Raw genomic sequence first — 24,117 nt, 5'->3', positions numbered from 1 at the left:
AGGATGTCTCAGTGGCGCGCATCGTAGGCCCTCTGGTTAATAATAATAAATATATTGTTATGATGCTTAGCATCACAGTTCGTTATGAATGGTAGAGCCCCTCAATGAACCTCAAGGCATTGCGCTGCTGCGTCGAGATCGTACGCCAGGGCAGCTTCACCAAGGCTGCGCAGCATTTGCACATTGCCCAGCCGGCGCTGAGCATGGCCGTCACCCGTCTGGAAGAAGAGCTGGGCGTGACCCTGTTCAACCGCACCACGCGCAAAGTCATCCTTACCGCCGAGGGCGAACAGTTCCTGCCACGCATTGCGTCGGCGTTGCGCGAGATGGATGTCGCCCGGCAAGAACTGCGCGACATGGCCGACCTGAAACGCGGCGAAGTGCGCCTGGGCATCCCGCCCATGTTCGGCCTGCACTATGTACCCGGGTTGATGAACGCCTTCCGCCAGCTGTATCCAGGCATTGCCATGACCGTATTCGAAGGCAGTGCCGAGGACATTGGCCATCGTCTGGAGCAACGGGAAATCGACCTGGCACTGCTGGAGTCCAGGCGAGTGCCGCCCGACAAGGAATCGATTCTGCTGGGCAGTGACGAGATGCTGGCGTGTATGCACCCCGACCACCCTTATGCCGGCAAAGCCTTCCTCACGGCGCAAGACCTGCGCAATACCGACATGGTCGTGTTCGACCGCACGTTCGTTCAACGTCACCTACTGGACGCCTTCTTCGCCGAACACGGGATTACTTACCAAGTGGCGTTGCAGAGCAACTTCGTCTCACTGGTGGTGCAGGCCGCGCTGGACAACATGGGCGTGGCAACCCTGCTGCGCTCGGTCCAGCAGCGCACGCCGGGTATCGTCGGGGTGCCGTTCCGGCCGGCGCAGCTGATGAGCTTCAGATTGTGTTGGCGCTCGGGGGAATACCTGTCGCTGGCCAGCAAGCGGTTCATCGACTTTGCTGCGCAGATGAATTACCTGGAGCGGTGAGGCTAGCCTGTTCCGACCCTTTCGCGGCTAAAGCCGCTCCCACAGGTACAGCGTAAATGTTGGGCACCCACAGTCCCTGTGGGAGCGGCTTTAGCCGCGAACACCGGCAAAGCCGGTGCCAGACCGACGCGCCAGTGCCTATGGGAGCGCAGTTTTCAACGCCAGATGGGCGATCACCTGCTCAGCCGCCCGCCCCAGGCAGCCCTTGAAAAAGTGGTTGGCACCTGCATAAACCGACACCGCCCGTTGCCCCGGGCCAGCCCATTGCAACAGGTTGGCCAGCGGCGCCATTTCATCCTGTTCGCCATGCAGCAGCAGGCAATCCGCAGGCACCGGCAATGGCTCGTAATATCGCCCGCCCGGTACATCACCTACCGGCAGCCCCAGCAACGCCACTGCCTGCAAATGGCCTTCAAGCGCACAGGCCACACGGGCGAACACATAGGCACCAAAAGAAAACCCGACCAGGGCTACCGGTAGCTCAGGCAACTCCCGTCTGAAGTGACGGATGACCGCGATGCAGTCTTGCGCTTCGCCGATACCCTCGTCGTGCGCACCTTGGGTCTGCCCTACCCCACGGAAACTCGGCCGCACCACCTGCCAACCGGCTGCGCACAGTTGCCGCGCCAGGGTCAGCGGCACGATATGGCGCGGGCTACCGCCGAGCAGCGGTTGTGGGTGACTGACCAGCACCACCCCCTTGGGCGGCCCGGCAGAGTAGTCGATCAGCAGCTCGATCTGGCCGGCCGGCCCATCGATAAGCAACGGGTTACGTGGTGCATCCGACATCGTTTTCGTCCTTGCTAGCCAAATGAGTGGCGCCTGATCACGCCGTTTGCCGCGGGAGGCCATGCACCACCAGCAACACCAGCACGACACTGGTCAATGCCAGGGCCGAGAGCGTTGCCAGTACCCCCGTCGCGCCGAAGTGCTGGAACAGATAACCGCCCACCAAGGGCGTCAGTGCCTGGCCAATCAATGATGGGCGCGACATCTTGCCCATCAGCGCAACATACTGGGCAGGCGGCATCAGGGCCAGCGGCAGCAGCCCCCTGACAATGGCGCGCAGACCATTGCCACAGCCATACAGCAGCAGGCCCAGCGCGGTCATCCCCGGCGCCACGGCCACCAGCGTCAGACCTACAGCAACCAGCACTGATGATACCAGCGCAGTCCATATCGGGTGGCGCTTGCCGGCGATGATCTGCAGCACCCGCGAGGCCACTTGACTTGGCCCAAGCAAGGCACTCAGGCCAATGGCAGCCGCCAGCGAATGGCCCTGGCCCTGCAGGACCGCCACCAGTTGCACTGAAACGGCAGTCATGATGATCGCGCCAATGGCGAAGATTGCGGTCAGCAGCCAGTAAAGGCGGCGGTGCACGGGCTGATCTGCCACCGCCGTCATGCTCTGGGCCTTCTGCCGGGGCTGGCCTGCCGGCAACACCCAGAGGTACAGCGGCGCCACGGCAACGATCAGCACCAACGCATAAGCCATGCAGGCCGTGCGCCAGCCCAGTTGCTCGATGGCGAGGGCGAGTACCGGCCAGGTCACGGTAGTGGCAAACCCTGAAATCAGGGTGATGCCCGTAATCGCCCGTCCCGCCCGTTCGGCATACAGGGCACCGAGGGTGGCAAATAGTGCTTCGTAAAGCCCCATTGCCATCCCCGCGCCAATGATCACCCAGGCCAGCAGGAATACCTGCAGGCTGTGGCAGTTGGCAACCACCAGCAAGCCCAGCCCCACTACCGCGCCGCTGGCGGCCAGTTGCCAGCGCCCGCCATAGCGCGCCACCAGGCGGCTGGACAGCGGCGCCAACAACGCCGACACCATCAGGGCCAGCGACAGCGCCCCATACACCCAGCCGCTGTCCCAGCCGGTCTCGTGCAGGATTGGCTTGCCCATCACCGCCAGGAGGAAGAACGAACCACCCCACACCAGGATTTGCAGCAGGCCCAGCCAGAAAATACCCAAGGGCCCGGGAAAACGTACGCCAGCATTCACGACAGCAGCCTTATCCACCAAGCGGGCCGGATGTCGGCGCACGCAGGTGGCAGTCTAAAAGAGCAGGCGTATGGCTTGCCACAACATCCCGGCATTTCAGTTATGCGCGCAGTAGACAGCTTAAAAAACGGGTGGAGTACATTTGTACGCACGCTTGTGGCCCGGTAGCAATCTGGTGGGCATTCACTGGCAGATGTCAGGGTGCAACCTCCGTAATTGCCAAAACAAATTTGATATTTGTTGCGATTCCACAGGTTCTTGCCTGCGCTTCGCCTCCCTACAATGACCCCACAACAACAAACGAGCCCAGCTCCGTGAGGCACGACCCCATGTACAGAGACCACATCGTCAAACCGCGTGCGACCGATAAACCGGCATTCATGGGTTTGGTCGCCGCTGTGATATTCGCCACCGCCCTGCTCTGTGGCGTGGGTGACGGTAGCCTCGCCCGGCTGATGGGCCCGATCGTACTCGACCTGCAGGCACCGCTGCTGCGTAACGCCGCAGTGGCCGGCACCTTGGCGGTGACCCTGGTACTGAACCTGTTCATCCTTGGCCGTTTTCCGTTACGGGCCCAGGTGATAACGGTCTGGTGTGAGCTGTTGCTGCTGTTCCTGCTGTTCTTCGACACCTTCGACCTGTCTTACAGTTTCATCGCCAGCAAGGTCGGCTTCATGATCACCCAAGGGGTGTTCACCACCGTCTACGTGTCCACCCTCTCCATCGCCATCGCCTTTGTTCTGGCGCTGCTGGGGGCTACTGCCCGGCTGTCGTCCAACGGTTTCGCCATCGCCATTGCCAGCTTCTACACCTCGTTCTTCCGCGGTGTGCCGCTACTGATCCAGATCTACCTGATCTACCTCGGCATCCCCCAGCTCGGCTATGTGGTGGGCGCCGTGCCGGCAGGCATCCTGGCGTTGTCGCTGTGCTACGGCGCTTACATGACGGAAATCTTCCGCGCCGGTATCAGCAGCATCCCGCGCGGGCAATGGGAAGCGTCGCGGGCGATCGGCCTGACGCCCTTCCAGGCCATGACCCGGGTGATCCTGCCGCAGTCGATGCGGCTGATCATTCCACCTACCGGCAACCAGTTCATCTCCATGCTCAAAGACAGCTCGCTGGTGTCAGTGATCGGTGTATGGGAGCTGATGTTCCTCGCCCGCACCCAGGGCCGTGCGGAGTTCCGCCACTTGGAAATGCTGATCACCGCTGCCGTCTTGTACTGGGTGCTGTCGATCCTGCTCGAAACCGTGCAATCGCGCCTGGAAAAACGTTTCGACCGCGCCCACCGTTGATCGAGGAACCCCCTGATGAACCAGCCTTTTACCCCCGCTGCCGGCCAGGCCGCCGTGTCAATTCGCGGCTTGCAGAAATGGTACGGCGAGTTTCATGTGCTCAAGGGCATTGACCTGGAGATCGCCAGCGGCGAAATCGTGGTGGTCTGTGGGCCTTCCGGCTCGGGCAAATCCACGTTGATCCGGTGCCTGAACCTGCTGGAAGACTTCCAGAAAGGTCAGGTGCAAATCGCCGGCAACCCACTGAACCGTGATGCGGCAAGCGTCGCCGCCATCCGTCGCCAGGTGGGCATGGTGTTCCAGCAGTTCAACCTGTTCCCGCACCTGACCGTGCTGGAAAACCTGATGCTCGGCCCGCGCCTGGTCAGCAAGCTCAGCGCGCCAGAGGCCCGCGCCCTGGCGCTGGAGTATCTGCACCGGGTGCGTATCGCCAGCCAGGCCGACAAGTTCCCCGGGCAGCTTTCCGGCGGCCAGCAACAACGTGTGGCCATTGCTCGTGCGCTGTGCATGAAGCCGCGCATCATGCTGTTCGACGAACCGACCTCGGCGTTGGACCCGGAAATGGTCAAAGAGGTGCTCGACGTAATGGGCGAGCTGGCCAAGGACGGCATCACCATGCTTTGCGTTACCCACGAAATGGGCTTCGCCCGCCGGGTGGCCGACCGCATCATCTTCATGGACCAAGGCCAGGTAATCGAACAAGGCCGGCCCGACGCGTTCTTCGACAACCCTGGCCATGCGCGCGCCAGGGAGTTTCTCTCGCAAATCCTCAGCCACTGAGCCTGTGTCTACCGCTGTGCCAATACCACAACAACAATTGCATGCCCGGAGACTTTCCGTATGAACCCAGTCGCTCGCTTGTTTGCCCTTACCGCCGTTGCCGGCTGCCTGACCTTGATGACAGGCGCCGCGTGGGCCGGCGCCACGCTCGATCGTATCCACCAGAGCAAGGTCATGAAAGTGGCCACAGCCGCCAACTGGCCACCGCAGTCATTTCTTGGCGAGGACAACACCCTCAAGGGCTTCGACATTGATGTGGCCAACGAGATTGGCAAGCGCCTGGGCGCCAAGGTGGCGTTTGTCACCCCGGAATACGGCATCATCACCGCGGGGCGCTGGGCAAGCCGCTGGGACCTGTCAGTCGGCTCGATGACCCCCACCACCGAGCGGGGGCGGGTGCTCGACTTTCCGGCCATTTACTACTACACCCCGTATGTGTTCGCGGTGCACAAGGACGCCGCCGGCGCCAGCGCGGCCGACCTCAATGGCAAGACCATCGGCGTTGAAGCTGGCACCACGTCCGAGGACTATATCAACCGTCGGCTGAAAATCGACGCCGCGGACGTGCCCGCGTTCAGCTACAGCGTGGAGCCGGGCAACGTGCAAACCTACGGCGACAGCATGGGCCCGCTGGACGACCTGCGCATAGGCAACGGCACCCGCCTGGATGCCACCCTGTCTGCACTGCCAACCATCATGGGCGCGATCAAGGCCGGTTACCCGGTTGCCCCGGTGCAGGGCAAGCCCGCCTACTACGAGCCCCTGGCCATCGCCACCGACAAGGGCGACGACGCCTTCAACGCTGAACTGGCCAAGGCCATCGACGACATGAAGGCCGACGGCACGCTGAAACAGCTGTCGGAAAAATGGTACGGCGCCGACCTTACACAAGTGCAGTAACGCCATTACCCGCAAGCCTGCGCCCTTGACTTGAAGGGCGTACGGCCCCCCCATGCCCGCAAAACCTGCAGCGCCCCGTAAAAGGATGACCCAGCCGATGGCCAGCTACAGCAACAACTACTATACCGGGACCATGCGCCCTGCCCCCCAGCGAGCCGGGTTGACCGGTGAGACCCGGGCAGATGCATGCGTGATTGGCGGCGGCCTGGCAGGCCTGAGCGTGGCCCGCGAGCTGCTGGCGCGTGGGCGCTCGGTGGTGTTGCTGGAGGCGGCACGGGTGGCATGGGGCGCCTCTGGGCGCAATGGCGGCTTTGTGTTGCAGGGGTGGTCCGAGGGGCTGTCGGCGATCGAGCGGCGTTGCGGCAAGCAGACCGCCGCCGCCTTGTTCCGGCTATCGCTGGAGGGCGTCGATATCGTCCGCGACACCATCGCCCGCCACCAGTTGCCAGGCTGCGCCGCCACCACCGGCAAGCTGAGCGTGGTGCGCTACGACGACGCCGACAACCTGCAGCGCACCCGCGACCGTATGGCCCGCGACTTCGATTTCAACCTGGAATACCTGGACACACAGGCACTGCGCAGCCGTCTGAACACCGACCGCTACTTCCAGGGGTTGCGGGACAGCCATGGTTTTCACTTCCACCCACTGAACTACTGCCTGGGCCTGGCCGAGCTGGTCGAGCTGGCCGGTGGTCGCATCCACGAACAGTCGCCGATGCTGCGGGTAGAGCGCAGAGCCGGCAGTCATCGCGTGATCACCGCCGACGGCGCGGTGACCTGTGCCGATGTGGTGTACTGCTGCGGTGGCTACGGCGGCCCGGAGTTCGGCCAGCTGCGCCGGGCGTTCCTGCCGATTGCCACTTATGTGGTGCTGACCGAACACCTGGGTGAGCGCCTGCGTGACGTAGTACGTACCACGGACGCAGTCGGCGACAACCGCCGCGCCTCCGACTACTACCGCATCGTCGAGGGTGACCGCCTGCTGTGGGGCGGCCATATCACCACGCGCAACCTGCAGGACGAACAGCGCCTGGGTCAGTTGCTGACCCGTGACATCCTCAGCGTGTATCCACAGTTGCAGGGTTTGAAAATCGCCAAGGCCTGGTCCGGGCTGATGGGTTACGCCCGCCACAAAATGCCGCACATCGGCCCCCTCGGTCCAGGGCTGTGGGCTTGTACTTCATTTGGGGGCCATGGTATGAACACCGCACCTGTGGGCGCCCGGGTTGTCAGCGAAGCAATCTGTGGCGAAACCGACCGCTACCGCCTGTTCGACGCCTATGGCCTGGAATGGAATGGCGGGCCGTTCGGACCCGCTGCGGCGCAAACGGTGTATGCCGGGCTGAAGCTGATGGACAGGTTCCAGGAAGCCCGCGCGCAGTACCACAACTAGAACAAACACCAGGAACCACCATGGACGCCCTCCCACCCGGCGCGCTGTTCAAACTGACTGAGAAGGACCGGCAATTGCTCGGGCTGCTGCAGGCCAACGCCCGTGAGCCCACCGCCTCGCTGGCGCGCAAGCTGGGCGTGTCTCGCTCGGCGGTACAGGAGCGCATCAACCGCCTGGAAAACGCCGGGGTGATCACCGGCTACAGTGTGCGCATCGACCAAGACAAGCTGCAGCAGGTGATCAACTGCTTCACCATGACCTCGTGCAGCAACAAGAGCTACACCGATGTGATGACCACCCTGCGCAAAATGGACGCGGTGCAGGCGGTGTATGCGGTGTCGGGCGAGATGGACTTCATTATCCACCTGACCACCCATACGCTGGGCGAGCTCAATGCCGAGCTGACCCGCATCAACATGATCAAGGGGGTTACGCACACGGCTTCGCACATTGTCATGGAAACCAAGTTCAGCAAGAAGCTGACCGTTTAAACGCTCCCCAGCCAGGCCGCCGATGCCCCCACAAGCTGCTCAGGTTCCTCGACGTTGCCGGCAAATATTGACTATGATCCCGCCTTGAACGTTTCAGCATGTTTCAAAAGGGATACAGATGTCAGTTCCGCAAATACCCCCTCTCCCCGGTAAAGGCACCGTCGCGAAGATGGAAGCCGCCATGGCGCTGGGCAGCTTTGCCATCGGCACCGGCGAATTCGCCATCATGGGCCTGATGCCCGACATTGCCAACAACCTGCAATTGAGTGAGCCCCAGGTGGGGCATGCCATCAGTGCCTACGCACTGGGGGTGATGGTTGGCGCCCCGACACTCGCGATTCTGGGTGCGCGGCTGCTGCGCAAGCACATGTTGCTGCTGCTGATGGCACTGTACGCCCTTGGCAACCTGGCTACCGCTTTCGCCCCTTCGTTCAGCAGCCTGGTTGCCTTCCGTTTTATCAGCGGCCTGCCCCACGGCGCCTACTTCGGCATTGCCGCAGTGGTGGCATCCAGCATGGTGGCCAAGGACCACCGAGCGGGTGCCGTTGCACGGGTGATGATGGGCCTGACCTTGGCCATGCTGCTGGGCAACCCGCTAGCCACGTATCTGGGCCAGTACTTTGGCTGGCGTTCAGCGTTCGTGCTGGTTGGCGCCATCGCGCTGTGCACCATCGCCCTGGTATGGCGCTTTGTGCCCCAGCGCCACGACGAAGTGCGCAGCGACCCACGCAAGGAACTGCAAGCCTTTACCCTCCCGCAGGTGTGGATGGCGCTGGCCATCGCGTCGATCGGCTTTGCCGGCATGTTTACGGTATTCAGCTACCTGGCGCCGACCATGCTGCAGGTGACCCAGGTATCGCCCCAGTGGATTCCGTTCGGCCTGGCGGCGTTCGGGGTGGGCGGCATCGTCGGCAACATTGCCGGCGGCAAACTGTTCGACCGCCTGCAGTTCCGCGCCGTGGGGCTGGTGCTGGTGTGGTCGATCGCCGTGCTGCTGTTCTTCACCATTGCCGCCCAGGCACTGTGGAGCCTGCTGTTGGGCATCGGCCTGGTGGGTACCATGATCGCACTGGCAGCGCCATTGCAGATCCGCCTGATGGACATTGCCCATGAAGCGCCTAGCCTGGCAGCTGCGTCGAACCATGCAGCGTTCAATCTGGCCAATGCGCTGGGGCCATGGCTGGGTGGCATGGCGATTACCGCGGGCATGGGCTGGACCAGCACTGGCTATATCGGCGCGGCGACTGCGCTGGTTGGCCTGGGTATCTATCTGGTGGCACGACGCATGAAAGGCGGCCACTGAGGCCAGCCACGTGGGGCTGCAAAGCAGCCCCAAAATCTCCAACCCACCGCAATCTACAGTGCCCCCCGAAAACGCTACCCTACCCCCTTCACACAAGCCACTGCCGAGCCCTTCATGTTCGATTGGGAAGACCTGCGTCATTTCTCTGCCTTCACCTCGGCCGGTTCGCTGTCCGCCGCCGCCAAGGCCTTGGGCGTCGACCACGCCACCGTGGCCCGGCGCATCGCTTCGCTCGAAGCCTCGCTCAAGCTCAAGCTGGTTGACCGGCGCCCCCGCGCCTATGTGCTCACCGACGAAGGCCGACGCGTTGCCGAACTTGCCGAGCAAATGACCCTGTCCTCCTTCGCCCTAGAACATTTCGCCAGCGCCGGCCAACAGGCGGTGGAAGGCGAGGTGGTGCTGTCGGCACCACCGGCACTGCTCGGCAGCATCGTCGCCCGACGCCTGGGCGAGCTGTACCAGCGCTACCCACGGTTGCGCCTGAAGCTGGTGGGCAGCAAATCAAAGGCATCTCTGGCCCGCCGCGAAGCTGACATCAGCATCACCCTGGCCAGGCCGACAGAACCGACCCTGGTGGCCAGCCTTCTGGGCCACCTGGACTACCGGTTGTACGCCTCGCCCGGCTACTTGGCCAGTGCAGCGGCACGACGCTACATCGGTTACGACGAATCCCAGGCCAACTCACCGCAACAGCAATGGCTGAACCGCCAGGCCGGCCAGCAGCCGTTCGCACTGCGCAGCAATGACCTGCGCATCCAGGCTCAGGCCTGTGCCGGCGGCATCGGCATCGCCTGCCTGCCGGCGTTCATGGCGCAGGAGCACGGCCTGAAGGACGCCGGCAGCGCCGAACAGACCATGAGCATCGAAATCTGGCAAGCAGTCCATGAAGACGTGCGCGCCACCCCACGGATCAAGGCCGTTACCGACTTCCTTCAGCAACAGGTGCGGCCACTGCTACGCTTGTGAATTTTTGCGTAATGCACGTGCACTAATGCGGAATTTTCGCGCAGGCGGGCCAGCGTTAGTCTCCCCCCATCACTAACGCCCCCCGAAGGAGAAAACGATGCAATACGTAAAGCTGGGTAACACCGGGCTGGACATTTCCAGGCTGTGTCTGGGCTGCATGACCTTCGGCGAACCCGACGCCGGCACGCATCCCTGGACCTTGGGCGAAGCCGCCAGCCGCCCCATCATTCGCCATGCCGTAGAGCAAGGCATCAACTTCTTCGACACTGCCAACAGCTATTCTGCCGGCACCTCGGAAATCATCGTCGGCAAACTGTTGAAGGCATTCACCCGCCGCGAAGAAACCGTGATCGCCACCAAGGTGTTCTTCCCGGCCAACATGTGGGAAGGCGCCAGCCGGCCCAATGAGCAAGGCTTGTCGCGCAAGGCGATCATGGCCAGCATCGACGCCAGCCTCACCCGCCTGGGTACCGACTACGTCGACCTGTACCAGATCCACCGCTGGGACTACCACACCCCCATCGAGGAGACCATGGAAGCCCTGCATGACGTGGTCAAGGCCGGCAAGGCACGCTACATCGGTGCTTCATCGATGTACGCCTGGCAGTTCGCCAAGGCACAGCAGGTGGCGGCCAGCAACGGCTGGAGCCGTTTTGTGTCGATGCAGAACTACCTCAACCTGATCTACCGCGAGGAAGAGCGCGAGATGATCCCACTGTGCCTGGACCAGGGGGTGGGGCTGATGCCCTGGAGCCCGATGGCCCGCGGGCGCCTGACCCGGCCGCACGGGCAGCAGACAGCACGCACCCGCAGCGATGTATCCGGCCAGTCGTTCTATGAAAAGACCGAGGTGGAAGACGGCCGAGTGATCGATGTCGTCGAACAGATCGCTGGCGAACGGGGTGTGCCGATGGCCCAGGTTGCGCTGGCCTGGGTACTGGGCAAGACCGGCGTTAGCGCCCCTATCGTCGGGGCCTCGAAGCCCGCCCATCTGGACGATGCACTGGGCGCGTTGTCACTGCAGCTGAGCGAGACCGAGGTGGCGCGCTTGCAGGCCCCTTACGTTCCCCACGCCGTGACCGGCTTCAAGTAGGGCGGTTTTGCGGCAGCTCGATGCGCACGCGCAGGCCGCCGCTGGTTGCGGCCAGCGCGGTAATGCTGCCGCCATGCAGGATAATGGCCCGCTGGGCAATCGCCAGGCCCAGGCCAAAACCATCGTCGCTACTGTCGGTGCCGCGGTCGAACGGCTCGAAGATACGCTTCAGACGGGCCGGGTCTACCCCCGGACCGTGGTCGCTGACACTGACCTGAAGCCATTGCCCGCCCGGCGCCAACACAGCGCTCACCAACACTTCTGTGCCGGCGGCGGTATAGCGAACAGCGTTGCGGATGATGTTCTCGAACGCCCGGTACAGCAGCTCTTCATGCCCCAGGATGAGAAACGCCCCTTGGGCTTGCAACGTTACCTGGCACCGCTTCATGCCCGCTTCAAAACGGGCGTCTTCAACGATCTGCGCCAGCAACTCTGTCACATCTACACTGGCAAAGGCGCCGTCGCCCTGCCGAGCCTGGGCGCGGGCCAGGGTCAGCAGTTGCTCGATCAGGTCGTCCATGCGCCGTGATTCGCGCTCCACCCGCTGCAGCATGTCGTGTCGGTCAGGCTGCTGACGCATCAGGCCGATGGCGGCATGCATGCGGGTCAGCGGAGAACGCAGTTCGTGGGAAATATCGTGCAGCAGGTTCTGCTGCGCCTGTACCAGGGCCTTGAGCTGGCCGGCCATGCGGTCGCAGTCCTCGGCCAGTTCGACGATCTCGTCGCGCCGTTTGCCCAACCTGGGTTTTACACGCACATCGAACCTGCCTTGGGCCACCTGGCCCATGGCTTCACGCAACCAGGCCAATGGGCGAGTCAGGTAAAGGCTGCACAGAAAGGCAAACAACGCACTCATCAGCGTGCCGGTCACCAACGGGCCCATGCCACGCGGGCGCGGCGGCTCGCCTAGCGCCGTAGCCACCGACGCACGCAACACCAACGGGCGGCCTTCTCGGTCGCTCAACGCCTGCTCGAAACGCGACACCGGCACCGCCCTGCCCGCCAGCAGCTGGCCCTGGCTGTCATATAGGCCCACTCGCACATCCGGCGGCTGCGGTGACACCTCCAGCAGTTGCCGACCGGCCTGCTCGCCGTAACGCTGCAGTAACTGCAGTTCTGTGGCCAGCAGCGAACGCAGCGCCGGGGTATCACCGCGCCAGTCATTGAGCATGAAGGCCCCCGCCCCCACCAGGAAGGTCAGGCAGTTGGCCAGCCAGAACGCCAGGAACAGCTTCCAGAACAGACGCCGACGCATCATTCGACAATCAGCATGTAGCCCATGCCACGCACGCTCTGGATCCAGCTGCTGCCATCGGCGCGCGGGCCGAGCTTTTGCCGAATGCTGCTGACGTGCACGTCGATGCGCCGGTCATAACGGGTCAACGGCCGCCCCAGGGCATTGAGGGACAGGTCCTGCTTGCTGACCAACTGACCAGCCTGGCGAGCCAACGCTTCGAGCAGGCTGAATTCCGAGCCCGTCAGCTCCAGCGTGGCTTGGCCCCAATGCGCTTCACGACGTCCTGGCCACAGCTTCAATGCGCCCGTGCGCACCTGTTCGGGCGCACTGCCCTCGCCTGTCGGTTGCGGCTGCACCCGGCGCAGTATCGCCCGCAGGCGTGCAACCAGTTCACCCGGGGAGCTGGGCTTGGGAACATAGTCATCAGCCCCAAGCTCAAGGCCGGCAATACGGTCGATATTGTCGCCACGCGCGGTCAGCAGCAGCACCGGCACCTGGCTGCGCGCACGCACGCGCCGCAGCACTTCGATGCCAGAAATACCCGGCAGCATCACGTCCAGCACCACCACCTGGAAGTGACCGGACAATGCCTGGGTCTCGCCCTCTTCACCCGTGGCCACCGCCGTGGCCTGGAAGCCTTCGCGCGCCAGGTACAAAGAGAGCATTTCAGTCAGTTCGCGGTCGTCGTCGACCAGCAGCACAGGGATCATCGGGGCCAGACATCGCAATTTCAGGGGCTGTAATGATCGCCCCGCCGGCCAGTACTGTCACCGCCGGCTGGTCGGACTTTACACATCTTTACCCTTGGCTAACCGCGCCGTACACAGCCCGCCCGTATCCTCATCGCCCGCTGCCAGCGGGTTGCCCGCGCTTGCTCCCCTTCGAATCCGCTTGTCTGGAACCCCTGATGAACTACCCGCGCCTGTTGCTCTCCATCCTGTTGCTGAAAGCCTCGCTGGCCCATGCCTGCGCTTTCAGGATCGCCGACATCCGCGTCAACGGCCTGCAGCGGGTGTCCGCTGGCAGTGTTTTCGGTGCCTTGCCGCTGAACGTCGGCGACCAGGCCGATGATCGCCGCCTGGTGGACTCGACCCGTTCCCTGTTCAAGACCGGCTTCTTTCAGGACATCCAGCTGAACCGCGATGGCAATGTGCTGATCATCAACGTGGTGGAGCGCCCGTCGGTGTCAAGCATCGAGATCGAAGGCAACAAGGCCATCAGCACCGACGACCTGATGAAGGGCCTGAAGCAATCGGGCCTGGCCGAAGGCGAGATCTTCCAGCGCGCCACCCTCGAAGGTGTGCGTAACGAGCTGCAGCGCCAGTACGTGGCCCAAGGCCGCTACTCGGCCGAGGTTGACGCCGAAGTGGTGCCGCAGCCGCGCAACCGTGTGGCACTGAAGATCAAGATCAACGAAGGCACCGTTGCTGCCATCCAGCACATCAACATCGTTGGCAACAACGTGTTCGATGATGAAACCCTGGGCCAGTTGTTCGAGCTGAAGACCACCAACTGGCTGTCGTTCTTCAAGAACGACGACAAGTATGCCCGCGAAAAACTGTCCGGTGACCTGGAGCGCCTGCGTTCCTACTACCTGGACCGCGGCTACATCAACATGGACATCGCCTCCACCCAGGTGTCCATCACGCCGGACAAGAAACACGTCTACATCACCGTCAACATCAACGAAGGCGAGAAGTACACCGTTCGCGACGTGAAGCTGTCCGGTGACCTGAAAGTGCCAGAAGACCAGGTCAAGTCGCTGTTGCTGGTGCAGCCGGGCCAGGTGTTCTCGCGCAAGGTGATGACCACCACGTCCGAGCTGATCACCCGCCGCCTGGGTAACGAAGGCTACACCTTCGCCAACGTCAACGGCGTGCCGCAGCCCAACGACCAGGACCACACGGTCGACATCATGTTCGTGGTCGACCCGGGCAAGCGTGCCTACGTCAACCGCATCAACTACCGCGGCAACACCAAGACCGAAGACGAAGTGCTGCGCCGCGAAATGCGCCAGATGGAAGGTGGCTGGGCTTCGACCTACCTGATCGACCAGTCCAAGACCCGTCTGGAGCGCCTGGGCTTCTTCAAGGAAGTCAACGTCGAGACCCCGCCAGTACCAGGTACTGACGACCAGGTCGACGTCAACTACAGCGTCGAAGAGCAAGCCTCCGGCTCGATCACCGCCAGCGTCGGTTTCGCCCAGAGCGCCGGCCTGATCCTCGGGGGTTCGATCAGCCAGAGCAACTTCCTCGGTACCGGTAACAAGGTGTCCATCGGGCTGACCCGCAGCGAGTACCAGACCAAGTACAACTTCGGTTTCGTGGACCCCTACTTCACTGCCGACGGTGTCAGCCTGGGCTACAACCTGTTCTACAACAGCACCGACTACAGCGACTACTACGACGATGGCGTTTCGTACTACGCGATCAATAGCTACGGCGCCGGGGTAAGCTTTGGCTACCCGATCAACGAAACCTCGCGCCTGACCTACGGCCTGACCCTGCAGCACGACGACATTTCGCCAGGCACCTACAGCGCCGACGAGATCTACGACTTCATCACCCGTGAGGGCAAGCGTTTCAACAACCTCAAGGCGTCGATCGGCTGGTCCGAGTCGACCCTGAACAAAGGCGTGCTGGCCACCCGTGGTCACTCCCAGAGCCTGACACTGATGGCCACCACCCCTGGCAGCGACCTGTCATTCTACAAACTGGATTACAACGGCCAGACCTTCCTGCCGGTAACCAACAACACCTCGCTGCGCCTGCACACCACCCTGGGCTACGGCAATGGCTACGGATCCACCGACGGCTTGCCGTTCTATGAGAGCTACACCGCCGGTGGCCAAGGCTCGGTGCGCGGGTTCAAGGATGGCACCCTCGGCCCGCGCAACACCCCGGCCACCGGTACCTACGCCAGCGCCGGACAGGCTTACTATTCCGACCGCGACACCGATGTGCTGGGGGGCAATATCCTGATTAGCGGCGGCGCCGAATACATCTTCCCGCTGCCGTTCGTGAAGGACCAGAGCCAGCTGCGCAGCTCGTTGTTCGTCGACGCCGGTAACGTGTATGCCGACACCTGTTACCTGTCGACCACCCAGGGCTGCGGCAGCGTCGACCTGGCGCAGATGGCCGTGTCGCTAGGGGTTGGCGTGACCTGGTACAGCCCCATGGGGCCACTGAGCTTCAGCCTGGCGGCGCCGTTGAAAAAACCGGATAACGCCGAGACCCAGATCTTCCAGTTTTCGCTGGGGCAGACGTTCTGAGCCCTTTCTTACGGTGGGAGGGCTCTTGTGGGAGCGGCCTTGTGTCGCGAAAGGGGTGCGGAGCGCCCCCAGGTTTTCAGCTTCACCGCCAACATTGCCGGGGCCGCTTCGCGGCCCTTTCGCGACACAAGGCCGCTCCCACAAACAGCCGCGCACGCCAGGGTTAAGCATTACCCGCTTTTACCCCCGCTTAACCCAAGTTGACAGTCACCTTGCCTAAGCTGGCCAACACTCGAACCCGGCCAGCAGGACACACCCATGCTTCCCTTCACCCCTTGCTTCCCCAACACGCTGCGGCACGATGAAGTACCGCTTGCACTGCTCGACCTGGTCCAGCAACGCCTGGCCACGCTGCTCGGCCCCCGCTTCACGGTGGTACTTGGCGGCAGCGGCAATGGCGCGGGGGTCAGTCATTACCACCTGGCGATCCAGCACAACCAGAGCGGCGTTTCGCTTGAGGACTACGGCGACGTCGGTGCCGGTTTCATCGAGCGCCTGTTGCGCATGGGCGCCCAGGTCAGGGACATGCTCGACTCGGCCACGTTCAGCCGTATGGCAGGGGACGCCCCGGGCCGACCGCTGGTATGGCTCAGCGAGCTGGCCAGCCACGGGGAAAGCATTACAATGCGCGCCCCAATCTGAAATATGTTTTTCTCATGAAATCACTGCTTTACGCCTTAACCTTAGTGTTTTCCTTCACCTTGCCTGCCTTGGCCAACCCCCCGGCGACGTTTACCGAGGCCAAGGTGGTAGCCAAGCAGAAGGTGTACCTGGACCAGGCCAGCAGTGCCATGGGTGACCTGTACTGCGGTTGCAAATGGACCTGGGTGGGCAAGTCGGGTGGGCGCATCGATGCCGCTTCGTGCGGTTACCAGACGCGCAAGCAGCAAAACCGTGCCGAACGCACCGAGTGGGAACACATCGTGCCCGCCTATACGTTCGGCAACCAGCGCCAGTGCTGGAAGAACGGCGGCCGCGAGCATTGCGTGGACAACGACCCAGTGTTCCGCGCCATGGAGGCCGACCTGTTCAACCTCTACCCGGCCGTGGGCGAGGTCAACGGCGACCGCAGCAACTTCAACTACGGCATGGTCGCTGGCAATGCCGGCGAGTATGGCCAGTGCACCACCAAGGTCGATTTCGTCCAGCGTGCCGCCGAACCGCGCGATGAAGTCAAAGGCCTGGTGGCTCGCACCACGTTCTACATGTTCGACCGTTACCAGCTGAGTATGTCGCGCCAGCAGCAACAACTGCTGATGGCCTGGGACAAACAGCACCCGGTGTCGGCCTGGGAGAAAGAGCGCGACCGACGCATCGCCGCCATCATGGGGCACGCCAACCCGTTCGTGAGCGGCGAGCGCAAGTGGACGGCCGACTACAAGCCGGTTGGCAGTGGCGTGGTACAGGCGGTGCCGGCGAAAGCCGCCAAGCCAGAGCCCAAGCCGAGCCTGGCCAGTGTCCAGTCAGTCGGGGCCGTGCTTGGCAACCGCAACAGCCACGTATATCACCTGTCTGTAGGCTGCCCGGGCTACAACCAGGTCGCAGCCAAGAACCAGGTGACCTTCGCTAACGAGGGTGAGGCGCAGGCAGCGGGCTATCGCAAGGCAGGTAACTGCCGATAGACCTGTATTGTACGGGGGCCGCATAGCGGCCCCTTGTTCTCACGTTCTGCACACCTCATTCACCAAATTTGCCGGCCGCTCACCGGCCAGCGCGCTCAGCAGGTTGTCTACCGCGCAACGCGCCATGGCCTGGCGGGTTTCCTCGGTCGCGGAGCCGATATGCGGTGTCGCTACCACGTTATCGAGCTGCAACAGCGGAGAGTCTACTGATAGCGGCTCCTGCACAAACACATCCAGCCCCGCGCCACGTATGCGCCTGGCCCGCAACGCTTCGACCAGCGCCTGCTCATCCACCACGCGCCCCCGTGAGATGTTCACCAGGATCGCCTCATCCTTCATCAACGCCAGCTCTCGTGCACCGATCAGGCCTTCGGTACTGACGCTCAGCGGCACGGTCAGGCAAACGAAATCTGCCTGCTGCAACAACTCATCCAGGCTGCACTGGCGTGCCGCATGGCGCGCCTCCACCTCCGGTTTGGCACGTTGGCTGTGATACAGCACACGCATGCCGAAGCCGGCTGCCGCGCGCCGGGCCAAAGCCTCGCCGATGCGGCCCATGCCGACGATGCCCAGCGTCTTGCCGTGCACATCACTGCCAAAATGCCCCGGCCCCAGGTTGGCCTGCCAATGGCCGTCACGCACCCAGTTCGCCAGTTCCACCACCCGCCTGGCGGTAGCAAGCATCAAGGCAAAGCCGGTGTCGGCAGTGGTTTCGGTCAGCACGTCAGGTGTGTTGGTCAGCATCACGCCACGCCGGCTGAGTTCGGCAACATCGTAGTTGTCCACGCCCACCGAAACGCTGGACACCACTTCCAGCTGCGGCGCCAAGTCAAGCAGGCTGGCATCCAGGCGCAGGCTGGCCCCCAACAACCCATGCGCCCCCGGCAACGCGTCGCGCAGCCGGGCCAGGCCATCTGGCTGTGTGGTGTCCACCCAGGTCACCTCAACGTGGTTTTGCAGGCGTGCCATCAAGTCGTCGGACAGGCGTTTGTAAAGGACGATTCGCTTCTTCATTTCAGGTTTCCTGAGGGTTCATGGCCAGCCTCGCGCTGTCGCGCTTGGCCCGGCCGGACGTCTGGGGGGTATTGAGTGCAGCGGTCAGCGCCACAGCTGCCAGCAGCGCGCCGCACATGAACAGGTAAGAGGCGCCGGGCCCGCCGGTAGCGCCATTGAGGTAGCCCACCAACCACGAACCGCCGAACGAGCCCAACGCGCCCATGCTGTTGATCAGCGCCATGGCCCCGCCTGCGACGTTTGCCGGCAGAATCTCCGGCACGATTGCGAAGAACGGGCCATAGGGCGCGTACATGCAGGCGCCTGCGACCACCAGCAACGCGTACGACAGCCAGAAATGTTCGCTGCCCAACGCGTACGAGCCATAGAACGCCACAGCGGCAACCAGCAGCGGCGGCCAGACGAAGCGCTTGCGCTTTTGCAGGCGGTCGGACGCCCAGGACACGCCCACCATCGCCAGTACCGCCGCCAGGTAAGGCACCGAGGCCAGCCAGCCGGCCTGCACGATATCGACGTTGGCCGCCTGCTTCAGAATCGACGGCAGCCACAGCACGAAGCCGTACACGCCAATGCTCCAGCAGAAGTACTGCAGCGCCAGAATGATCACCTGTCGCGAGCGGAACGCCTCGCGATAGTTCTTTACCGGCTTGATGCCCTGTTGCTCAGCGGCCAGGGCCTGCGCCAGGTCGGCCTTTTCCTGAGCGCTCAGCCACTTCACCTGGGCTGGGCGGTCATCCACCAGGCGCCACCAGAAGAATGCCCAGATCACCGCAGGCAGGCCTTCGATGATGAACATCCAGCGCCAGTCGTAATGCTTGATCAGGTATCCCGACACCACCGACATCCACAGGATGGTCACCGGGTTGCCGAGCATCAGGAAGGTGTTGGCGCGCGAGCGCTCGGCGCGGGTGAACCAATGGCACAGGTACACCAGCATTGCCGGCATGACGGCGGCCTCCACCACCCCGAGCAGAAAACGGATACCGATCAGCATGTAGACGTTGCTGACCATGCCGGTGAGCGTGGCAAGGCCGCCCCACAGGATCAGGCAGACGAAGATCAGCTTCTTCACGCTGCGCTTTTCGGCGTAAATGGCGCCGGGTACCTGGAAGAAGAAGTAACCGAGAAAGAACAGCGCGCCCAGCAGGGAAGACAATACGGGTGTGATGTGCAGGTCTTCGGCCATGCCAGAGGCAGCGGCGAAGCCATAATTGGCGCGGTCCAGGTACGCCAGGCTGTAGGTGACGAACACGATCGGGATGATATACCACCAGCGGCGAGGTGCCAGGCTTTGGCTTTGCATGGTTTTGTTTCTCCTGAGCTTGTTGTTTTTGTCGCAACAGGTCTTTCGGGGCGGCTCACGCGCTTCTGCGCAGGTCGTGGGCCTCCAGTTCATGGCGCTGCGGCAGCCCTTCCATGTCGCCGCGTGACTGCACGGCACGGCTGCCGCACCAGTTGCCGCGCGCGACCGCCTCTTCCACCGCACGTCCCTCAAGCAACGCGCTGAGCACGCCGACAGCAAAGGCATCACCCGCACCGACGGTGTCCAGCACACGGCTGACCGCCACCGGTGCTACCTGCCCTTCGCCCTTGGCGCTGCGGTAGTAGGCGCCGGCGTCGCCCAGCTTGATCACCACCAGTTCCACCCCTTGGTCGAGGTAGAACCCAGCGATGTCCGCCGGGGTGTGCTGGCCAGTCAGCAACCGCCCCTCCTCCAGGCCCGGTAAAACCCAATCGGCCTTGGCGGCCAGGGCATTGATTTCGCGCACCATGCTGCTTTGATCGGGCCAAAGCGAGGGACGCAAGTTAGGGTCGAACGAGATGCTGCGCCCGGCTGCGCGCATGGCATCCAGCAGCGCGTGGGAAAGCGCCCGGCAGCCTTCCGACAGCGCCGGCGGGATGCCGGTGGCGTGCAGATGGCGTGCCTGCAGCAAGCCCGGGCCTAGCGATGTGGGCGACAGCTTGCTGGCTGCCGAACCACGGCGAAAGTACTCCACTGCCGGGTCGCTGCCATCATCGCAGCGGGCCTTGAGCTGAAAACCCGTCGGGTAGCAGGCATCCACCTCGACACCGGAACAGTCCAGGCCTTCGCTGCGCAAGCTGTCGAGCACAAAACGGCCCAGTGAATCGTTACCGACGCGGCTCAGCCAGCGCACCTTGAAACCCAGCCTCGCCAAGCCGATGGCCACGTTACTGTCTGCACCTGCTATGCGTTTGCCGAACTGGCCGACACTGGCCAGGTCGCCTGTCTGCTCGGCAACGAACATGGCCATGGTTTCGCCGAAGCACAGCACATCATGCTCATGCATGGGCCACCTCCTCGCCGGCGCTCAATGCAGCCAGGCTACGCACTTGGGCCCGGGTGAGCGCCAACAGGTCTTCACCAACCAGAGGGTACTCGACGGCGCGCACCACGCCGGGCGCGAACTCGGCCATCAGCGCTGCCCACGCCTGTAGGTCCGCCGCTTCGGGCGGTGTGGCAACCAGACGGCCATCGGCCCGGCGCTGCACAGCCTTGCAATGTACATAGCGCACCCAACGGCCGAGTTGCCGAGCGGCTTGCCGCGCAGGCTCGTCCTGCCACTGCCAGTTGCCGATGTCGAAAGTCATGCCCAGGCGCAGCCCTAGCGTGTCGGCCCGCAGAAAGAACTGCAGCAGCGGCTCGATCCTGCCACCCTGTGCAGTCTGATCGTTTTCCACCAGCAGCAGCGGCCCATGAGCAGGCAGCAGCGCCGCCAGAGCCATTACATCGCAGTGCTCATCGAAATGCCCCAGCGATACCTTCAGCGCCACCGCGCCAAGCGCCCGAGCGGTCTCCAGCTTCTGCACCAGTCGCGGATCGGGCACGCCTTGCGCGGTCCACAATTCAAGGGGGCTCGAGTACAAGCATTCCAGGCCCAGTGTGGCAACGACTGCACCGAGTGCGGTCGCGTCCGGTGCGCTGGCAAACAATTCTTCGCGCAACTCCACTCGGCTGACGCCAGCGGCTGCCAGCATGTCCAGGAACTGCTCCTGGCCACGTTGCCGCACAAAGTCGGCGCCGTAGCTTGAGAGGCTGATGGAAACGGGGTTCGGGTGCATTGTTTTTATCCTTATGAAACCGGTTTCATTTTTAGTCGGCAGCCGCAGGCGCAAGCCTGCCGTTGCTTACTGGGGTTGGGTTGAGCCGCGGATGATCAGGTTGGCCTTGAAGTCGATGCGGCGGGCGGCGCCGCTGTCGCCGCGCAAGCGATCGAGCAGGCTTTCGAATGCCGCCACACCAATACTCTCGGTGGGTTGGACCAGTGCCGTGATGCCTTTGCCGACCAAGGGGTACCAGTCGAGGTCGTCGAGGGCAATCAGCCCGACGTCGGCAAACAGATTGCACCCAGCCTCCTGCAGGGCGCGGGTCACTGCCAAGGTGGCAACGCCGTTGAAGGTGAACACTGCTTGCGGGCCATGGCCACGGCCGGCAAGAAACGCAGCCAGTTGGTCCGGCAACCCGGCGTTGATTTCCAGCACCTGCTGACGCATGCCGGGCCGGCGACTGACCGACGCCCCGAATGCCTGCACCCGCTCCAGGCGCGAGCTGGTGCCATCGAGGGGTTCGCTGACCGCCAGGATATCGCGGTAACCTTGGGCCTGCAGGTGGTCGAGGGCCTGCTCGACCGCGTCGGCATTGTCCAGGCCCACCAGGTCGACATTCAGCTCAGGCAATTGGCGGTCGACCAGCACCATGGGGATGTCACGCTGCAGGTTGAGCAATTCGCCGGGGTGATGGCCGAGCGTGTTCACGATCAACCCTTCGACGTTGTAGCTCTGCAGGGCCACCAGGTGGTGACGCTCCTGCTCGTCGTCGCGGTTGGTGTTGCACACCACCAGGCTGTAACCGTGCTGACGGCAGGCGGTTTCCACGCCATGCATCACGGCCACTGAATAGGGGTTGAGAATATCCGCCACCAGCATGCCGATCAGTCGCGTCTGACCGCGCTTCAGGCCGCGGGCCATCTGGTTGGGGCGGTAACCAAGACGTTCGATGACCTCTTCCAGGCGCTTGGCCGTGGCTTCGGCCAGCAATTGGCGATCGCCACCGATGTAACGGGAGACGGTGGCTTTGGAAACACCAGCGACACGCGCCACTTCGCTGATGGTGACCCGTTCGCGGGCATGGGCAGGCGCGTCGGTCATGGGCTGTCCTTATGATTATTGTGATAGCGATGAAACCGGTTTCAATACAGCAAAACTACGGCAGTTCGTCAACCTGCCGTTGGTCAGGAACCGTCTGATTATCTTGAGTTATTATCTGAACAATATCTTATAGGTTCCTGATAAATATGGACTAGATGATAGCTCTGTGGGCGCGGGCATGCCCTCGAAAAATCCAACGCGGTGGCTGGCACGGGCTTCGCCCGTGTTCGCGGGACAAGCCCGCTCCCACAGTGATCGCATCGAGCTTTGAGATATTGAGCAAGGCAGGGGCTCCCACAGAGCGCCTGCCAACGCAATCAGCCGTTTACAGCTCTGTGAGGACGCAGTCAGCGAAGCGACTTCACATCACGGGCCGTAACAGCGCTACCCTGATTACCCCAACTGCTGCGGATGAAGTTCACCACCTCTGCAACCTCCTGGTCGCTGAGGCGCCAGCCGAATGCCGGCATGGTGAAGTTCGAGGGCGCGGTGTGCGTCGCGGGCACCGTCCCCCCCGCCAGCACCACGTGAATCAGCGACGTGGCATCTGCAGTCTGTACCACCGGGTTGCCAGCCAACGCGGGGAACACGCGGGTGTAGCCTTGGCCATCGGTACGGTGGCAGGCCGCGCAGTTGTCGATGTACACCGCCGCCCCGGGTTTGCTGTCGTCGCCCTTCCACAGCGCATCCGCCACCTGCTTGTCGTAGACGTGCGGCTGGTCATTCGGGTTACTCGGCGGCAGGGTCTTCAGGTAGCGGGCGATTGCGGTAAGGTCGGCGTCACTCATATGCTGCATGCTGTGCTCAACCACATCGCTCATGCCGCCGAACACGGCGCTGCGATCACTGCGCCCAGTCTTCAGAAACTGCACCAGTTGCGCCTCGCTCCAGCTGCCCAGGCCATCCTTGTGGTCGCCACGCAGATTTTTCGCAACCCAGCCTTCCAGCGGTGCGCTGCCGGCCAGGAACTGATCGCCATCTGCAGGGCTCAGCGCCTTTTCCTGCATGGTCAGCGCACGTGGGGTATGGCAGGCGCCACAATGCCCAAGGCCTTCGACCAGGTAGGCTCCACGGTTCACCACAGGGTCAGCTGCTGCCGATGCCTGCCAAGGCTTGGCCTCTGGCGCGAACAGGCCGCGCCAGATTGCCAGTGGCCAACGCATGCTCAGCGGCCAGGGAATGTCAGTGGCCTTGTTCGTTTGTTCGACCGGCTCCACGCCTTTCATGAAGTAGGCGTACAGCGCCTGCATGTCCTGCTCGCTGACCCGTGCGTACGACGGATAAGGCATGGCCGGGTACAAGGTGCTGCCATCCTTGCCGATACCCTTGCGCACAGCCTGGTCGAAGTCGTCGAAACTGTACTGGCCAATGCCGCTGGCCGCCGGGGTAATGTTGGTGGAGTACACCGTGCCTATGGGTGTTTCCATCGGCAGGCCTCCGGCAAAGGGCTTTCCGCCCTTGGCGGTGTGGCAGGCCACGCAGTCACCGGCGCGGGCCAGGTACTCGCCCTGGCGCACCTGTGCATCGTCATTAGCCAAGGCCTGCGCGGCCGCGGAGGCACCCAGCAACAGGGTTGCGATCAACATTGTCTTCATGC

The 24,117-nt window shown here is 63.1% G+C and carries 22 protein-coding genes; 12 read left to right on the top strand and 10 right to left on the bottom strand.

Features of this window, described 5'->3' with window-relative positions; genetic code table 11:
- The first annotated feature begins 104 nt into the window (after positions 1–104).
- Positions 105–986 carry a LysR family transcriptional regulator gene (locus OZ911_RS13980; RefSeq protein WP_016486794.1) on the top strand — a complete coding sequence of 294 codons (882 nt, stop codon included), beginning with the start codon at positions 105–107 and terminating at the stop codon, positions 984–986.
- A 138-nt stretch (positions 987–1,124) separates the two neighbouring features.
- Here the strand turns inward: OZ911_RS13980 and OZ911_RS13975 are convergent, their stop codons facing one another.
- Positions 1,125–1,775 (bottom strand): alpha/beta hydrolase, encoded by a 651-nt coding sequence (locus OZ911_RS13975; protein ID WP_070086947.1) that lies wholly within the window; start codon positions 1,773–1,775, stop codon positions 1,125–1,127.
- Positions 1,776–1,812: 37 nt separating this feature from the next.
- On the bottom strand, positions 1,813–2,937 hold the full coding sequence (locus OZ911_RS13970; protein WP_042914534.1) for an MFS transporter: 1,125 nt from the start codon (positions 2,935–2,937) through the stop codon (positions 1,813–1,815).
- Positions 2,938–3,317: 380 nt separating this feature from the next.
- Here OZ911_RS13970 and OZ911_RS13965 point away from each other — a divergent pair, with 380 nt between their 5' ends.
- The 8 genes from OZ911_RS13965 (at position 3,318) to OZ911_RS13930 (ending at position 11,209) form a co-directional block, all read left to right on the top strand.
- A complete protein-coding gene (locus tag OZ911_RS13965) occupies positions 3,318–4,283 on the top strand; it encodes an amino acid ABC transporter permease (protein ID WP_016486791.1) in 966 nt (321 codons plus the stop codon).
- A gap of 15 nt (positions 4,284–4,298) precedes the next feature.
- The gene (locus tag OZ911_RS13960) at positions 4,299–5,063 is read left to right on the top strand and encodes an amino acid ABC transporter ATP-binding protein (RefSeq protein ID WP_016486790.1); all 765 of its coding nucleotides are present in this window, start codon (positions 4,299–4,301) and stop codon (positions 5,061–5,063) included.
- A 60-nt stretch (positions 5,064–5,123) separates the two neighbouring features.
- A complete protein-coding gene (locus OZ911_RS13955) occupies positions 5,124–5,963 on the top strand; it encodes an ABC transporter substrate-binding protein (protein ID WP_016486789.1) in 840 nt (279 codons plus the stop codon).
- A 97-nt stretch (positions 5,964–6,060) separates the two neighbouring features.
- Positions 6,061–7,356, top strand: coding sequence for an NAD(P)/FAD-dependent oxidoreductase (locus OZ911_RS13950; protein WP_016486788.1), 1,296 nt, complete (start codon positions 6,061–6,063; stop codon positions 7,354–7,356).
- 20 nt (positions 7,357–7,376) lie between these two features.
- Complete coding sequence (locus OZ911_RS13945) at positions 7,377–7,847, top strand: Lrp/AsnC family transcriptional regulator (RefSeq protein ID WP_016486787.1); 471 nt, start codon at positions 7,377–7,379, stop codon at positions 7,845–7,847.
- Positions 7,848–7,965: 118 nt separating this feature from the next.
- A complete protein-coding gene (locus OZ911_RS13940; RefSeq protein WP_016486786.1) occupies positions 7,966–9,150 on the top strand; it encodes an MFS transporter in 1,185 nt (394 codons plus the stop codon).
- A gap of 114 nt (positions 9,151–9,264) precedes the next feature.
- Entirely contained in the window at positions 9,265–10,116 is an 852-nt protein-coding gene (locus OZ911_RS13935) for a LysR family transcriptional regulator (RefSeq protein WP_016486785.1), read from the top strand.
- 97 nt (positions 10,117–10,213) lie between these two features.
- A complete protein-coding gene (locus tag OZ911_RS13930; RefSeq protein WP_016486784.1) occupies positions 10,214–11,209 on the top strand; it encodes an aldo/keto reductase in 996 nt (331 codons plus the stop codon).
- On the opposite strand, the gene OZ911_RS13925 is transcribed toward OZ911_RS13930, so the two are convergent.
- The gene (locus tag OZ911_RS13925) at positions 11,202–12,467 is read right to left on the bottom strand and encodes a sensor histidine kinase (RefSeq protein ID WP_023047887.1); all 1,266 of its coding nucleotides are present in this window, start codon (positions 12,465–12,467) and stop codon (positions 11,202–11,204) included. The genes OZ911_RS13930 and OZ911_RS13925 overlap by 8 nt on opposite strands.
- Positions 12,464–13,156 carry a response regulator transcription factor gene (locus OZ911_RS13920; RefSeq protein ID WP_016486782.1) on the bottom strand — a complete coding sequence of 231 codons (693 nt, stop codon included), beginning with the start codon at positions 13,154–13,156 and terminating at the stop codon, positions 12,464–12,466. Before OZ911_RS13920 ends, OZ911_RS13925 begins: the two co-directional genes overlap by 4 nt.
- Positions 13,157–13,353: 197 nt before the next feature.
- Here OZ911_RS13920 and bamA point away from each other — a divergent pair, with 197 nt between their 5' ends.
- The 3 genes from bamA to OZ911_RS13905 all read left to right on the top strand — a co-directional run bounded on the left by bamA (position 13,354) and on the right by OZ911_RS13905 (position 17,339).
- Positions 13,354–15,717, top strand: coding sequence for an outer membrane protein assembly factor BamA (bamA, locus tag OZ911_RS13915; protein ID WP_023047888.1), 2,364 nt, complete (start codon positions 13,354–13,356; stop codon positions 15,715–15,717).
- Between the two features lie 258 nt (positions 15,718–15,975).
- Positions 15,976–16,359 carry a hypothetical protein gene (locus OZ911_RS13910; RefSeq protein ID WP_016486780.1) on the top strand — a complete coding sequence of 128 codons (384 nt, stop codon included), beginning with the start codon at positions 15,976–15,978 and terminating at the stop codon, positions 16,357–16,359.
- Between the two features lie 14 nt (positions 16,360–16,373).
- Positions 16,374–17,339 carry an endonuclease gene (locus OZ911_RS13905; protein WP_016486779.1) on the top strand — a complete coding sequence of 322 codons (966 nt, stop codon included), beginning with the start codon at positions 16,374–16,376 and terminating at the stop codon, positions 17,337–17,339.
- A 39-nt stretch (positions 17,340–17,378) separates the two neighbouring features.
- Here OZ911_RS13905 and OZ911_RS13900 read toward each other — a convergent pair whose 3' ends face one another.
- From OZ911_RS13900 to OZ911_RS13875, 6 genes are all read right to left on the bottom strand, one after another.
- The gene (locus OZ911_RS13900; protein ID WP_070086930.1) at positions 17,379–18,353 is read right to left on the bottom strand and encodes a 2-hydroxyacid dehydrogenase; all 975 of its coding nucleotides are present in this window, start codon (positions 18,351–18,353) and stop codon (positions 17,379–17,381) included.
- A 1-nt stretch (position 18,354) separates the two neighbouring features.
- The gene (locus OZ911_RS13895) at positions 18,355–19,656 is read right to left on the bottom strand and encodes an MFS transporter (RefSeq protein WP_016486777.1); all 1,302 of its coding nucleotides are present in this window, start codon (positions 19,654–19,656) and stop codon (positions 18,355–18,357) included.
- 55 nt (positions 19,657–19,711) lie between these two features.
- A complete protein-coding gene (locus OZ911_RS13890) occupies positions 19,712–20,662 on the bottom strand; it encodes a sugar kinase (protein WP_023047889.1) in 951 nt (316 codons plus the stop codon).
- Entirely contained in the window at positions 20,655–21,434 is a 780-nt protein-coding gene (locus tag OZ911_RS13885; RefSeq protein ID WP_060516311.1) for a sugar phosphate isomerase/epimerase family protein, read from the bottom strand. Before OZ911_RS13885 ends, OZ911_RS13890 begins: the two co-directional genes overlap by 8 nt.
- A 66-nt stretch (positions 21,435–21,500) precedes the next feature.
- Positions 21,501–22,520 carry a transcriptional regulator PtxS gene (gene ptxS / locus OZ911_RS13880; protein WP_023047890.1) on the bottom strand — a complete coding sequence of 340 codons (1,020 nt, stop codon included), beginning with the start codon at positions 22,518–22,520 and terminating at the stop codon, positions 21,501–21,503.
- A 347-nt stretch (positions 22,521–22,867) separates the two neighbouring features.
- Positions 22,868–24,115 carry a cytochrome c gene (locus tag OZ911_RS13875; protein WP_023047891.1) on the bottom strand — a complete coding sequence of 416 codons (1,248 nt, stop codon included), beginning with the start codon at positions 24,113–24,115 and terminating at the stop codon, positions 22,868–22,870.
- Between the last annotated feature and the right edge of the window lie 2 nt (positions 24,116–24,117).

Source organism: Pseudomonas fortuita (genome assembly GCF_026898135.2).
In the GTDB taxonomy this organism is placed as follows: domain Bacteria; phylum Pseudomonadota; class Gammaproteobacteria; order Pseudomonadales; family Pseudomonadaceae; genus Aquipseudomonas; species Aquipseudomonas fortuita.
This window is presented reverse-complemented; position numbering and strand designations above follow the sequence as displayed.